We start from the raw sequence: 12,849 nt of genomic DNA on the forward strand, positions 1-12,849 counted from the left end.
GGCCGGGACCGCCCCCTCACTCATGCCTCAGACCCCTCTGCGCGGACCGGGCGGCAGCGCCGCCGGGACGTGGTGCATCCCGGTGTGCTGCTGCCCGATGTGTCCCACCCGCTGCCACTGCGACTGCTGACGGGCACTGAACGCCCCCGCGCTGTAGGCGCTGTACGAGCTGCTGAACGAGCCCGAGGCGTGCGGGCTGTTCCCGAACGCGGTGAAGCCCAGCTCCTCCTCGCCGCTGCGGTCACCCGGCAGCGAACGGAAGGTCTTGACGTACTCGGAGTAGAGCGCGTCGTAGATCGGCGTGGCCGATGGTCCGCCGGAGAACCGGCGCGGAGCGTCGTATGGGTGCACGTATGTCCAAACGACCGCGGGACTTCAGGGATGCGGGTGCGTGATCAGGGGTGCCTTCACGTCCCCGCCAGCGGCATCGCGGCGGCCACCAACTTGCCGTTGGCGGCGGCCTTGTCGAGGGCGTCCCGCAGCAGGTCCTCACGCGGCTGGCGCCCGATCGAGCCCACCGGGGCGGCGAACATCAGCACCTGCTGGTGCTTGTTCGCGGCGGCCCGCCAGCCCTCGGTGACCTGGAGCGGCTGGTGCGCCTGCCACCAGGCCACCGGCTGGCCGCCGTTCGCCGACGGCTGGAGCACCGCGTGCAGCTGGCCCACCGCCAGCAGCACCGACCAGCCGTGCAGCACCGACGGCACCGACTCGATCGCCGTCAGCGGCATGAACCCCTGCTCGATCAGCAGCGGCAGGAAGTCGTCACCGAGTCCCGTGCCGCCCGGCCGCACGATCGGCCCGGTCGGCTCCACGACCAGCGCCGGGTGCAACTCCCCGGCGATCAGGACCAGTCCGCTGGTCACCCCGAGCACCGCCTGCTCGGGTACGACCTTGTCCGGGTCCAGGTCGACGGTGTCACCGGTGATGGACTTCACCGCGCCCTGGAGCTGCTCCTCGGTGACCTGGACGACCTGGGAGGGCAGGCAGGTGGCGTGGGCGAAGGCCAGGACGGCGGTCTCGTCGCCGATGAACAGGACGGTGCTGGTGCGCTCCTGTTCGGAGTCGCCCTGGGTGCGGCAGGACGTGCAGTCGTAGCTGCCGGGGGCGTTCTCTCCGGCGAGCAGCCGGTCGGCTTCTTCGTCGCCGATCTCGGCACGTACCTCGTCGCTGACGTCGAGCATGCGCGGCACGGGTGGCTCCCTCGGGATGTGGTGCTCGGGCGGGTCCCGGGCTCATGAAGAAGACAACGGCCGATCTGTGGCGGGAGTCACGCCCCAGGGCGAACGGAATCGAACCATCCACCGCACAGGGTCACCACGGGTGCGGAATCGGGCACTCAGTGTCAAGTGGAGGGAAAGGCAAGGGAGTTGGTTGCGTGAACTGAGTCACAGATCGATAACGCACTCGGTCGACAAATCAGGAAATCAGCGAATGAAGTGGGTGTCCGGAAATCGACGATACCTCTGGTAACGGCGAACTGGCCTGGAATGACAAGGAATTGGTTGATGCCGACCGGTCGCCCTCTCTACATTCCTCCGCCGTGTGCAGCGAGCACCGCCCGGGAACGTCCGCCGACACAACAAGCCGGCTCTTCGCACCATCTTCGGCGGACGGGGCGGGAGCGCGACCACCCGGCCCCTGTGCCGGGAGCGCGCCCCGCCTTGGGGGACCCCGGGTTGTTCGAGAGGGATCCACATGTCCGAATGTGCCGATACCACGCGCGGCAGCGCTCGTAAGACCCGGACCACCGCGGCTCTCGCCGGGGCCGCCCTGCTCGCCCCCCTCGGACTGCTGGCCGCGGCCGGCAACTCCGTGGCGGCGGACGGCGGGGTGTGGGACCGCATCGCCCAGTGCGAGAGCGGCGGGAACTGGCACATCAACACCGGCAACGGCTACTACGGAGGACTCCAGTTCTCCGCCGGCACCTGGCGCGCGTACGGCGGTACGGCCTACGCGCCCACCGCCGACCAGGCCTCCAAGTCCGCGCAGATCGCCGTGGCCACCAAGGTCCAGCGTGCCCAGGGGTGGGGCGCCTGGCCGACCTGCTCGGCCCGGGCCGGGGCGTACGGCAGCGCGCCCGCCGCGTCCTCCGGCTCGGCCAAGGGCTCGTCCTCGACCAAGGCCGCTCCCTCCAAGCCGGCGAAGACGCCGACCCGTTCGGAGGGCCACACCAACCGCAGCGCGTCCCGCGGCGACTACACCGTCCGCTCGGGCGACACGCTCAGCAAGGTTGCCGCCCGGCACGGAACCACCTGGCAGCGGCTCTACGCCAGCAACAAGGCCGTCATCGGCGCCGATCCCGACCTGATCGTGCCCGGGCAACGCCTCGAGATCTGAGGGCTGCGTCCTGTTGGGTACGGGCCCCGTCCGGTTCTCCGACCGGGCGGGGCCTCTGGGTGCACAGGGGTACCGGGCAGGCTCACCCCGGTCGCAGTTCCGCCGCCTCGCCGGCGAACACGACCGCGCCGCGCCGCAGTTCGTACACGATCGCCGGCCGGCCGAGCAGCGCGGGCGGCAGTCTCTGTTCGGCCACCACCACGCACGCGTCGAGCGCGGCGAGGAGTTCGTACGTGCGGGTCGCCACCGTCGGGGACATGCCCTGGGCGGGTTCGTCGACGAGGACCACGCGGGGGCGTGCGAGCAGGGCCCGGGAGATCGCGAGCATGCGCTGCTCGCCGCCGGAGAGGGTGCCGGCGCGGCGGGGGAGCAGCGGGGCCAGCTGGGGGTAGGCGTCCAGGGCCGGGGCGTGGGCGGACGCGGCGAGTTCGAGGTTCTCGCGGACGGTGAGCGAACCGAACACCGCCTGGCGCTCGGGGACCAGGCACAGTCCGCGGCGGGCCCGCTCGTACGCCGGTACGCGCGTCACGTCGGTGCCGTCCCACACCACGCTGCCGTCGGTGAGCGGCACGGTTCCGGCCAGGGCCCGCAGCGTCGTCGTACGGCCGGAGCCGTTGCGGCCCAGCAGGACGGTGAGGCCGGGGCCGGGGGCGACGAGCGTGACGCCGTGCAGGGCCTCCAACGGGCCGTAGCGCACGCGCGCGTGGTGGAGGGAGACGGACGTCTTTGTCTTCGCTGTTCTCGCTGTCATACGGCGGTCTCCCGGGCGTCGAGCGTGTCCAGTACGTGGGCCGGGGGGCCGGAGGCGATGATGCGGCCCGCGGTCATGACGTGCACGACGTCCGCGAGGTCGGCGACCAGGTCGAGGTCGTGTTCGACGACCAGGAGGGCGGTGCCGTCCGCCGCGAGGGCCTTCAGGACGCGGGCCAGGGCGGTCACCTCGGCGGTGTCCAGGCCGGCGGCGGGTTCGTCGAGGAGGAGGACGCTCGGGGTGCCGGCGAGGGCTCTGGCGAGTTCGACTCGGCGGAGGGTGCCGGTGGGGAGGGCGGCGGCGGGGGCGTTGCGCAGGGGGCCGTCGAGGGTGAGCAGCCTGAGGGCGCGGTCTGCTGCCTCGGGGTCTTTGATGTGGCCCTGTTCTGCGCCTACCTGGATGTTTTCGGTGACGGTCAGGGTGGGGAAGACGGCGAGTTGCTGGAAGGTGCGGGCGATGCCGAGGCGGGTGCGGGTGTGGGGGGACAGGGGGGTGATGTTCCTGTCGTGGAAGCGGACCTGGCCTTGGGTGGGGCGGACTGTTCCTGCCAGGCAGTGGAAGAGGGTGCTCTTTCCGGCTCCGTTGGGGCCGATGATCGCGGTGATCTTTCCTGGGGGGATGGTCAGGTCGACTCCGGCGAGGGCGGTGAAGCCGTCGTAGCGGGCGTGGAGGTCGTGGGCGGTGAGGACTCCCCGGCCTGCGGCCGGGTTCGCCTTGGTGTTCCCACCCGCACCACCCGTGCGGCTTTCGTGGCCGGGTGCGGGTGGCCCCTGTGGGGGTGGGGCGCCGTCGGCGGGTGCGGGTGCGGGTGCGGGTGCGGGGGCGTGGTGGGGGGTGGGTACGGCGTCGGGGGGCGGGGCGGGTGCGCCTGCGGGTGCGGGTGCGGGTGCGGGTGACCGTGCCGGTCCTGATGCCGGTGCCGGTGTGGGGGCATCGCTCGGGGTGAGGGTGGCGGTGCTGGTTGGGGTGGATCCGGAGCGGGGTGCAGCGGCGGGTGCGTCGGCCCCTGTGGGCGCCGTTGGCTCTGCTGGCGCGCGGAGTGTTGGCTGGAGGCGTTGTCTCACCTGGGTGCCCAGGGGGGTCAGGGCCGTCGGGCGGGGTGGTTTCAGACGTGCCGTCAGTGTTCGCAGGGCCTCGTACGGGCCGCCGGGGAAGCGGCCCACCAGGACCGCCAGTACGCCGATCAGGGCCGCCGCCACCCCGCCGCGTGCCCCGGCGTCCAGGCCGACCAGCAGGGCCGCCGCGCCCAGGGCGCCCAGGGTGCTGTCGGCGCCCAGGACCACCACCGCCGCGAACCAGAGGAGGCTGCGGACGGGGTCGTAGGCGCCGGGGTCGAAGGCGCGCAGGCCCATCGCGAGCATTCCGCCGCCCAGGGCGGCCAGGGCGGCACCCGCCACGAAGGCCAGGAGCTTCAGGGAGGGGACCCTGACGCCCGCCGCCGACGCGCCCTGCTCGTGGTCGCGCAGGGCGGCCAGGGCCCTGCCCGTGCGGCCCCTGCGCAGGGCGCGGGTCGTCAGCAGGGCCAGGGTCAGCAGGGCCAGCTCCAGGACGTAGTAAGCGCGGTCGCCGTCGAAGCCCTCGGGGCGGTCCAGGGAGAGGCCGGACGTGGCGTACGGCTGGGCGAAGACGAAGCGGCTCACCGCGACGCCGACCGCGAAGGTCGCGAGGGCCAGCGCCAGGCCCCGGCGGGTGATCGCGGGCCAGCCGGTCAGCAGGCCCAGGGGAGCCACCAGGAGCACCGCCAGCGCCAGGGCCGCCAGTTCCGGCAGGCGGGGCAGGCCGGGGAAGCGGCCCGCGGCGAGCAGGGCCGTGAACAGGGCTCCCAGGCCCGCGTAGGCCGCCTGTCCGAGCGAGATCTGGCCGCCCCGGCCCGTCACCACCACCAGCGACAGCAGGACCACACCCAGCGCCGGCACCTGCACCGACGTGTGCAGGTCCGAGCCCGCGAAGCCCAGCGGGAGCAGGAACAGCACGGCCGCCACGATCCAGGCGCCCTGAGGCGTCGGCACGCGCGCGGTGGCCGTACGCGGCAGCGCGTCGCGGGTCCCGACGCGGGGGAGCGCCAGCGAGGCGATCAGCAGGGCCACGACGAAGAGGTTCGCGCCGACCGCCTGGAGCAGCGGCTCGCCCCAGCCCGAGGGGTGCAGCCTCGTCAACTGGCTCTGGGCGACCCCGATGACCAGCGCCACCAGGACGGCCACCGGCAGACTCCGCATCCGTGCCGCCACGGCGACCGCCACCACCTCCATGACGAGCAGGGGGAGGCCGTACGGGTCCAGCCGGACGTAGGGCGCCAGCAACACCCCCGTCAGGCCCGCCGTGAACGCCCCGAACGCCCAGCCGGCCGCCGCCACCCGGTCGGCGTCGATCCCGCCGAGCACGGCCAGCTGCCGGTCGTCCACGACGGCCCGCAGCTCCCGTCCGAAGCGGGTCCCGCGGATCACGGCGCCCACGCCCACGGCCAGCACCAGGACCACCGCCAGCTGCCCCCACGGGTCCGCCGACACCAGCTCGGGGGCGTCGTCCCGGGCGCCCTGGCCCCACAGCAGCGCGGCCCCGCCCACGAGCAGCACGAACACCCCGATGGAGGCCACCAGGGTCTGGGCCGGATCGCCGCCCAGCACGGACAGCGGCCGGAAGGCGAAACGCTCCAGCACCACACCCAGGGCCGGGGCCAGCACCAGGAGCGTCAGCACCGCCCCGGCCCACAGCGGCCAGCCCCACTCCACCACGCACTGCCGCAGCGCGTACGCGCACACCATCGCGATCGCCCCGTGCGCGAAGTTCAGCACCCCGGTCGCCCGGTACGTCACGATCAGGCCGACCCCGGTGAGCGCGGCCGCGCTGCCGACCGACAGACCGGCGAGGGTGAGGTCCCAGGTCAGCGAGGACATCAGTCGGTTTCTTCGACGGGCTCGCAGATCGGGCAGGGGCCCAGCTCGCCGCTCGCCAGGAGTTTGGCGTCCACCGGGATCGCCTCCACCTTCCCGGACACCAGCGGGCAGTCCGCGCGGTGCCAGAGCGTGCCGCCGGGGACCATCAGCAGGTCCCCGCTGACCGCCAGGGGCGCGCCGGCCGCCGCGGTGGACTCCTCCGCCGCCGCGGGCTCCGCGGCGACCAGAAGGCCGTACAGCTCCTCCACGCGCGCGGCGGCGAGCGCGCCCCGGCCGTGGGTGAGCAGGACCGCCCCGGCGACGATCAGCGCGGCGCCGGGCACCGTGCAGGAGGCGAGGTACGGCAGCTGCCGCTCGGCCCAGCGCTCGCCCGAGACGCCGTACCAGCCGAGGACGCACAGCACCGCGCCCGCGGCGAGCGCGGCCCAGCCGGCCCACAGGACGGGGTGCACGGTCCGCAGTCGGGCTGTCCGCATCTCTGGCTCCCACATGTCGCGTGCCTGACGCTGTGCAAGTCCGCCAATCGCTTGCACTATGCCTTCTTGAAGCTGACCCTGAAAGCACCGGGCGCACATGGCCCGGACCGACACCCGGTGGTGAGCCAGATGGTTCTCGGGAGCGACCGCACGTGGGGGAACGGCAGCCGGGGGCTGGTGGCGGGATTCGTCCTCGCCGTGGCCCTCACGGCGTGCAGCGACGACAGCGGCGGCGGCAGCGAGAGCCCGCCGCCGACGCCTTCCGTGGAACAGCCCGCGACGTCCGCGGCCCCCTCGACCGGCGGACCCGCCGACGCGGCGGCCGCCCGGAGCGAGATCAGGACGAACTGGGAGAAGTTCTTCGACCCGAAGACCTCCACCAAGGACAAGCAGGCGGTTCTGGAGGACGGCGACAAGATGGGGCCGGTACTCCAGGCCTTCAGCGGTGACCAGCGCGGCGGGCAGGTGAAGGCGCAGGTCACCCAGGTGGACTTCACGAAACCGGACCAGGCGACCGTGACGTACACCCTCCTCCTGAACGGTGCCACCGCCCTGCCGAAGGCCTCGGGTACGGCGGTCGAGGAGGACGGCACCTGGAAGGTGTCGGTCAACACCCTGTGCGCGCTGGTGCAGTTGAGCGGCAATGCCACGGCGTCGGCGCTGCCGGGCTGCTGAGGCCGCCCTCGCGGTCCTGCTGCTCGTCCTGGGCACGGCGTGCGGCAGCCGGCTGCCGGAGAGCGACTTCGAGCACCGGGAACGCGCCGGCCCCGCCCGGGACACCGGCCCGATCCGCGTCGGCATCGTGACCAGCGCCACCAGCCCGGTGGGCGGGGACACCTTCACCGGCCCGCGCGACGGGGCCAAGGCGTACTTCGCGCGCCTCAACGCGCGCGGGGGCGTCGACGGCCGCCGGATCGAGGTGCGCGAGTGCGACGACGGCGGCAGCGGCGTCGGCAACAACACCTGTGTGCACCGGCTGATCGACGAGGACAAGGTGGTCGCCCTGGTCGCGACCACCGCCCTCGACTACGCGGGCGCCTCCCGCGTCTCCCACGCGCGCGTGCCCGACATCGGCGGCCAGCCCATCGGCCCCGCCTACGACACCTGGCCGCACCTCTACGGCATCTACGGCAGCCTCGCGCCCCGCTCCGGCACCACCGGCTGGGACGGCAGGCAGTACGGCGGCACCGAGGTCTACCGCTACTTCAAGCGCGAGCAGGGGGCCCGTACGGCGGCTGTCGTGTCGTACAACCAGGCCGCCTCGGCCGCCTACGCCGAGCTCGTGGAGCAGGGGCTGCGGGCCGAGGGCTACAAGGTGGTCACCGAGCAGGTCGACTTCGCGCTGCCCAACTTCCGTGCCGTGGCGGCCGATCTGAAGGAGCAGGGCGTCGACCTGGTCTTCGACGCCGTCGACAGCCATGGCAACGCCCAGCTGTGCGAGGCGATGGACCAGGCGGGCGTCGACGTCACCGCCAAGGTCACCACCGTGCAGAGCTGGACCTCCACCGTCCCCGACGACTACAAGGACGCCCCGCGCTGCCGCAACGCCCTGTGGGCGACCGGGTCCAGCCGGAACTTCGAGGACACCGGCAGCGCGGCGGTACGTGCCTTCAGGGACGCCACGAAGGGCCTCGGGACGCACTCCCAGTGGCAGCTGGAGGGCTGGGCGGCCGCGATGTGGTTCACGGACGCGGCGAAGTCCTGCATGGAGCAGGGCATCACGCGCGCGTGCGTCGACGCGTACATGAACCGCAGCCAGGGCTACACCGCGGACGGCCTGCTCGTCCCTGTCCGGTTCGAGCGCCTGCCCGAGCCGCCGAAGCACCGCGAGACCTGCCTCTCGGTGGCCCGCTGGAAGGACGGCCGCGGCTGGGTCACCCAGGGCGACATGAACGACACCTGCTTCGACGTTCCGCAACTGTCCTACCAGCAGTGACCTGTCGGTGTCCCTCAGCGCAGTGCGCCGAAGAACTCCCTGACGTCACCGGACAGCAACTCCGGGACCTCCAGGGCCGCGAAGTGGCCGCCGCGGTCGAACTCCGTCCAGCGCACGACGGTGTTGGCCTGCTCGGCCCAGCGCCGGATCGCCACGTCCTCGCCGAAGTTGGCCACCGCGGTCGGCACCCCGGAGGTCGCCGTCGGGAACCAGTCCGGCACATGGCTGTTCTCGTAGTACATGCGGGCCGCGGAACCGGCCGTGCCGGTCAGCCAGTACAGCATCACGTTGGTGAGCAGGGTGTCCCGGTCGATCGCGTCCTCCGGCAGCGCGGCCGAGGAGTGCGTCCACGCCTGGAACTTCTCCATGATCCACGCAAGTTGGCCCACCGGCGAGTCGGTCAAGGCGTAGGAGAGGGTCTGCGGGCGGGTCGACTGGAGGACGTTGTAGCCGAAGCCGTCCGTCGTGAAGTCGGCGATGCTCGTGAGGCTCCTCAGCTCGCGGTCGGTCAGCCCCTGGCGGGCCTCCTCGTCGACCGGGCCGAGCGGGATGAAGCCCACCGAGGCGGCGTTCACATGAACGCCGACGACGGACTCGGGGGCGAGGCGGGCCAGCGCGGGGGAGATCAGCGCGCCGAGGTCGCCGCCCTGGGCGCCGTACCGCTCGTAGCCCAGCCTGCGCATGAGCTCCGCCCAGGCGCGGGCGACCCGGTTGACGTTCCAGCCCTTGTCACGGGTGGGTCCGGAGAAGCCGAAGCCCGGGATGGAGGGGATCACCAGGTGGAAGTCCTCGCTCAGGGAGCCGATCACGCCGAGGAACTCCACGATCGACCCCGGCCAGCCGTGCGTCAGGATCAGCGGGAGCGCGTCCTTGCGGGCGGAGCGGAGGTGCAGGAAGTGCACCCGGGCGCCGTCGATCTCGGTGACGTACTGCGGGAGTTCGTTCAGGGCGGCCTCGTGCTTGCGCCAGTCGTAGGCGCCCCGCCAGTACCCGGCGAGATCGCGGAGATACGGCAGGGAGGCGCCGTACTCCCAGCCCGCGTCCGGCAGTTCGTCCGGCCAGCGGGTGAGGTCCAGGCGGGTGTGCAGGTCGTCGAGCTGGGCCTGCGGGATGTCGATCCGGTGGCTGTGCACGCTGTTGTCTGCCATGAGTCCAAGGTAGGAGGGCTTGCGGACAGCTACTGTCCGCAATGACTGGCAGACTCGGCTTCATGTTGGAGACCTCGGCACGACTGCTGCGCCTGCTCTCGCTCCTCCAGGCCCACCGCGACTGGTCCGGCGCCGACCTCGCCGACCGCCTCGGTGTCACCCCGCGCACCGTGCGCCGGGACGTGGACCGGCTGCGCGAGCTGGGCTACCCCGTCAACGCCAGCCCCGGCACCGGCGGCGGCTACCAGCTGGGCGCGGGCGCCGAGCTGCCCCCGCTGCTCCTGGACGACGACGAGGCCGTCGCGGTCGCCGTCGGTCTGCGCACCGCCGCCGGACAGGGCATCGAGGGCATCGGCGAGACCTCGGTACGGGCCCTCGCCAAGCTGGAGCAGGTCCTGCCGAGCCGGCTGCGCCGCCGGGTGGGCGCCCTGAACGCCGTCACCGTGCCCATGCTGCGCGGTCCCCAGCCCTCCGCCGTCGACCCGGCCGTCCTCACCGAGCTCGCCCACCTCTGCCGGGACGCCGAGCGGCTGCGCTTCGAGTACCGCGACCACGGGGGCGCGGCCAGCCGCCGTACCGTCGAACCGCACCGCCTGGTGTGCAGCGAGCGGCGCTGGTACCTCGTCGCCTGGGACCTCGACCGCGACGACTGGCGGACCTTCCGCGTCGACCGGATCACCCCGAAGCCGCCGCACGGCCCCCGCTTCACCCCGCGCACCCCGCCCGCCGCCGACCTCGCCGCCTATGTGTCGCGAGGCGTCTCCACGCGCGCGTACGCCTCACACGCGGTCGTACGGCTGCTGGTGCCGGTCGAGGAGGCCGCCGAGAAGATCTCGCCGAGCGCCGGGGTGCTGGAGGCGGAGGGGCCCGGCAGCTGCGTCCTGCGCACCGGGGCCGCCAGTCTCGACGTCATGGTGATCCATGTGGTGCTGACCGGCTTCGAGTTCGAGGTGATCGAGCCCGCCGAGCTGACCGAGGCGATCAGGACGGTTCGTGACCGGCTCGCTCGCTCGCTTGCTCGCTCTTCGGCTCGGGCTGCGGAGCCAGGGCCGCGTACTCCGGATGGTGCAGGTCGAACGCCGGGGACTCGGAACGGATCCGCGGCAGCGTCGTGAAGTTGTGCCGCGGCGGTGGGCAGGAGGTCGCCCACTCCAGGGAGCGGCCGAAGCCCCAGGGGTCGTCGACCTCGACCGGCACGCCGTACTTCGTGGTCTTCCAGATGTTGTAGAGGAACGGCAGCGTCGACATGCCGAGCAGGAACGCGCCGATCGTCGAGACCGTGTTCAGGGCGGTGAAGCCGTCCGCGGCGAGGTAGTCCGCGTACCGGCGCGGCATGCCCTCCGCGCCCAGCCAGTGCTGCACCAGGAACGTGGTGTGGAAGCCCACGAACAGCGTCCAGAAGTGGATCTTGCCGAGCCGCTCGTCGAGCAGCTTCCCGGTGAACTTGGGCCACCAGAAGTAGAAGCCCGCGAAGATCGCGAAGACGACCGTGCCGAAGACGACGTAGTGGAAGTGCGCCACCACGAAGTAGGTGTCCGACACATGGAAGTCCAGCGGGGGCGAGGCCAGCAGCACCCCGGTCAGACCGCCGAACAGGAACGTCACCAGGAAGCCGGTCGCCCAGAGCATCGGGGTCTCGAAGGACAGCGAGCCCTTGATCATCGTCCCGGTCCAGTTGAAGAACTTCACGCCCGTCGGGACCGCGATCAGGAAGCTCAGGAAGGAGAAGAAGGGGAGCAACACCGCTCCGGTGACGAACATGTGGTGCGCCCACACCACGACCGAGAGACCGGTGATCGACATCGTGGCCGCGACCAGCGTCAGATAGCCGAAGATCGGCTTGCGGCTGAAGACCGGGATGATCTCCGTGATGATCCCGAAGAACGGCAGCGCGATGATGTAGACCTCGGGATGTCCGAAGAACCAGAACAGGTGCTGCCACAGCAGCGCCCCGCCGTTGCCCGCCTCGAAGACCTGCGAGCCGAAGCGCCGGTCCGCCTCCAGGACCAGCAGGGCGGCCGCGAGCACCGGGAACGCCAGCAGGATCAGGATCGACGTGAACAGGGTGTTCCAGGTGAAGATCGGCATCCGGAACATCGTCATGCCGGGCGCGCGCATCCCGATGATCGTGGTGATGAAGTTGACCGCGCCCAGGATCGTGCCGAAGCCGGCCAGCGCCAGGCCCATGATCCACAGGTCGGGACCGACGCCCGGGGAGTGCACGGAGTTGTTGAGCGGTGCGTAGGCGAACCAGCCGAAGGCGGCGGGGCCGGTCGGGACGAGCAGCGAACCGAGCACGATCAGACCGCCGAACAGGAAGAACCAGTACGACAGCATGTTCAGCCGCGGGAAGGCCACGTCCGGGGCGCCGATCTGGAGCGGCATCAGCTCGTTGGCGAAGCCCGCGAAGCTCGGGGTCGCGAACAGCAGCAGCATGATCGTGCCGTGCATGGTGAACAGCTGGTTGTACTGCTGGTTGTCCATGATCTGGAGCCCGGGGCGGGCGAGTTCGGCGCGCATCAGCAGGGCCATCACCCCGCCGACCAGGAAGAACACGAACGACGTGATCAGATAGAGGTGACCGATCTTCTTGTGGTCGGTGGTGGTCAGCCAGTCCACGACCAGCCGTCCGCGCCGCCTGGTCCGCACCGCTCGTGCCGTCGCCTGCACGGTCTGCGTCCCCATCGCTCGCCCCTTCGCTCGGCTCACGCCATGATGCTCGCGCCGTCGTGCGCGGCGACAGGGGGCGTAAGGGGGTTCTGTGCCGGAACCGTGTATTTCTTATGCGGTGTCAGCTTCCCCGGGCCTGTCCTGTATCGGCGGGCAAAGGGGCCGCGGCACGTTCTTCGGCAAGCCTTCTCGCAGGCTTTTCGGGGAAGTCGGGCGACACGCGGAAATCACGTTCGAATACCCGCGGAAGGGCTAGGGAAACGCCCGTCCGTGTGACGCAGCGCGAGGGAAACGCGGACCGTGATCCTGTGACAGAAGCGTGACAGGAGGGGGGCCGGGTCCGGACTTCCGTGGCTGCCGGGCAGGGCCTAGCGTGGCGCCATGGCACCCATTCCCACACCGTCCGCCGAACCCGACGACAGCCCGGACACCTATGTCGGCCTCGACTCCGCCGCCGCCGAACGGATCGCGCGTGAGCGGGGCTGGTCGACGGTCCGGTCGCTGCCGCCGGGGGCGATCATCACGATGGAGTACCGCGCGGGCCGGCTGAACTTCGAGGTGAAGGACGGCGTCGTCGCGCGGGCCTGGAAGGGCTGAGTTCTCCTGTACGACGACGAAGGCCCCGGCTCCTTCGGGA

Annotated in this window: 11 protein-coding genes and 1 pseudogene; 5 read left to right on the forward strand and 7 right to left on the reverse strand. The window is 71.8% G+C overall.

Annotation, left to right across the window (positions count from 1 at the left end):
- Positions 1–27 precede the first annotated feature (27 nt).
- Both ACFULQ_RS45855 and ACFULQ_RS45860 read right to left on the reverse strand, forming a co-directional pair.
- Positions 28–351, reverse strand: coding sequence for a hypothetical protein (locus ACFULQ_RS45855; RefSeq protein WP_383556828.1), 324 nt, complete (start codon positions 349–351; stop codon positions 28–30).
- 56 nt (positions 352–407) lie between these two features.
- Complete coding sequence (locus ACFULQ_RS45860) at positions 408–1,190, reverse strand: hypothetical protein (RefSeq protein WP_383556831.1); 783 nt, start codon at positions 1,188–1,190, stop codon at positions 408–410.
- Positions 1,191–1,695: 505 nt separating this feature from the next.
- Here ACFULQ_RS45860 and ACFULQ_RS45865 point away from each other — a divergent pair.
- Positions 1,696–2,337, forward strand: a complete 642-nt coding sequence (locus ACFULQ_RS45865; RefSeq protein ID WP_383556834.1) for a transglycosylase family protein — start codon at positions 1,696–1,698, stop codon at positions 2,335–2,337.
- Between the two features lie 82 nt (positions 2,338–2,419).
- Here ACFULQ_RS45865 and ACFULQ_RS45870 read toward each other — a convergent pair whose 3' ends face one another.
- The 3 genes from ACFULQ_RS45870 to ACFULQ_RS45880 are packed head-to-tail and all read right to left on the reverse strand — an operon-like array spanning position 2,420 to position 6,458.
- The gene (locus tag ACFULQ_RS45870) at positions 2,420–3,088 is read right to left on the reverse strand and encodes an ABC transporter ATP-binding protein (protein WP_383556837.1); all 669 of its coding nucleotides are present in this window, start codon (positions 3,086–3,088) and stop codon (positions 2,420–2,422) included.
- The gene (locus tag ACFULQ_RS45875) at positions 3,085–5,982 is read right to left on the reverse strand and encodes an ATP-binding cassette domain-containing protein (protein WP_383556839.1); all 2,898 of its coding nucleotides are present in this window, start codon (positions 5,980–5,982) and stop codon (positions 3,085–3,087) included. The genes ACFULQ_RS45870 and ACFULQ_RS45875 overlap by 4 nt, the downstream gene beginning before the upstream one ends.
- Complete coding sequence (locus tag ACFULQ_RS45880) at positions 5,982–6,458, reverse strand: hypothetical protein (protein ID WP_383556842.1); 477 nt, start codon at positions 6,456–6,458, stop codon at positions 5,982–5,984. The genes ACFULQ_RS45875 and ACFULQ_RS45880 overlap by 1 nt, the downstream gene beginning before the upstream one ends.
- Positions 6,459–6,587: 129 nt before the next feature.
- Here ACFULQ_RS45880 and ACFULQ_RS45885 point away from each other — a divergent pair, with 129 nt between their 5' ends.
- Complete coding sequence (locus ACFULQ_RS45885) at positions 6,588–7,133, forward strand: hypothetical protein (protein WP_383556845.1); 546 nt, start codon at positions 6,588–6,590, stop codon at positions 7,131–7,133.
- Positions 7,102–8,394: an ABC transporter substrate-binding protein gene (locus ACFULQ_RS45890; RefSeq protein ID WP_383556848.1), complete on the forward strand. Its 1,293-nt coding sequence runs from the start codon at positions 7,102–7,104 to the stop codon at positions 8,392–8,394. The genes ACFULQ_RS45885 and ACFULQ_RS45890 overlap by 32 nt, the downstream gene beginning before the upstream one ends.
- A gap of 14 nt (positions 8,395–8,408) precedes the next feature.
- Here ACFULQ_RS45890 and ACFULQ_RS45895 read toward each other — a convergent pair whose 3' ends face one another.
- Positions 8,409–9,542: an epoxide hydrolase family protein gene (locus ACFULQ_RS45895; RefSeq protein WP_383556851.1), complete on the reverse strand. Its 1,134-nt coding sequence runs from the start codon at positions 9,540–9,542 to the stop codon at positions 8,409–8,411.
- Between the two features lie 62 nt (positions 9,543–9,604).
- Here ACFULQ_RS45895 and ACFULQ_RS45900 point away from each other — a divergent pair, with 62 nt between their 5' ends.
- A complete protein-coding gene (locus ACFULQ_RS45900; RefSeq protein ID WP_383556854.1) occupies positions 9,605–10,657 on the forward strand; it encodes a helix-turn-helix transcriptional regulator in 1,053 nt (350 codons plus the stop codon).
- 43 nt (positions 10,658–10,700) lie between these two features.
- Here ACFULQ_RS45900 and ctaD read toward each other — a convergent pair.
- Positions 10,701–12,227: pseudogene (gene ctaD, locus ACFULQ_RS45905) on the reverse strand (cytochrome c oxidase subunit I); the annotation flags it as partial.
- 366 nt (positions 12,228–12,593) lie between these two features.
- Between ctaD and ACFULQ_RS45910 the strand changes: the two are divergent.
- On the forward strand, positions 12,594–12,809 hold the full coding sequence (locus tag ACFULQ_RS45910; protein WP_383556856.1) for an I78 family peptidase inhibitor: 216 nt from the start codon (positions 12,594–12,596) through the stop codon (positions 12,807–12,809).
- Positions 12,810–12,849: the final 40 nt, after the last annotated feature.

It is taken from the genome of Streptomyces sp. NPDC057253 (assembly GCF_042669125.1).
Lineage (GTDB): Bacteria > Actinomycetota > Actinomycetes > Streptomycetales > Streptomycetaceae > Streptomyces.

What these genes read in the sequence shown, in the direction of transcription:
- ACFULQ_RS45885 (WP_383556845.1), top strand. Translation starts at nt 6,588, where the DNA reads ATGGTTCTCGGGAGCGACCGCACGTGGGGGAACGGCAGCCGGGGGCTG.
- ACFULQ_RS45910 (WP_383556856.1), top strand. Translation starts at nt 12,594, where the DNA reads ATGGCACCCATTCCCACACCGTCCGCCGAACCCGACGACAGCCCGGAC.
- ACFULQ_RS45900 (WP_383556854.1), top strand. Translation starts at nt 9,605, where the DNA reads ATGTTGGAGACCTCGGCACGACTGCTGCGCCTGCTCTCGCTCCTCCAG.
- ACFULQ_RS45880 (WP_383556842.1), bottom strand. Translation starts at nt 6,458, where the DNA reads ATGCGGACAGCCCGACTGCGGACCGTGCACCCCGTCCTGTGGGCCGGC.
- ACFULQ_RS45870 (WP_383556837.1), bottom strand. Translation starts at nt 3,088, where the DNA reads ATGACAGCGAGAACAGCGAAGACAAAGACGTCCGTCTCCCTCCACCAC.
- ACFULQ_RS45895 (WP_383556851.1), bottom strand. Translation starts at nt 9,542, where the DNA reads ATGGCAGACAACAGCGTGCACAGCCACCGGATCGACATCCCGCAGGCC.
- ACFULQ_RS45865 (WP_383556834.1), top strand. Translation starts at nt 1,696, where the DNA reads ATGTCCGAATGTGCCGATACCACGCGCGGCAGCGCTCGTAAGACCCGG.
- ACFULQ_RS45875 (WP_383556839.1), bottom strand. Translation starts at nt 5,982, where the DNA reads ATGTCCTCGCTGACCTGGGACCTCACCCTCGCCGGTCTGTCGGTCGGC.
- ACFULQ_RS45890 (WP_383556848.1), top strand. Translation starts at nt 7,102, where the DNA reads ATGCCACGGCGTCGGCGCTGCCGGGCTGCTGAGGCCGCCCTCGCGGTC.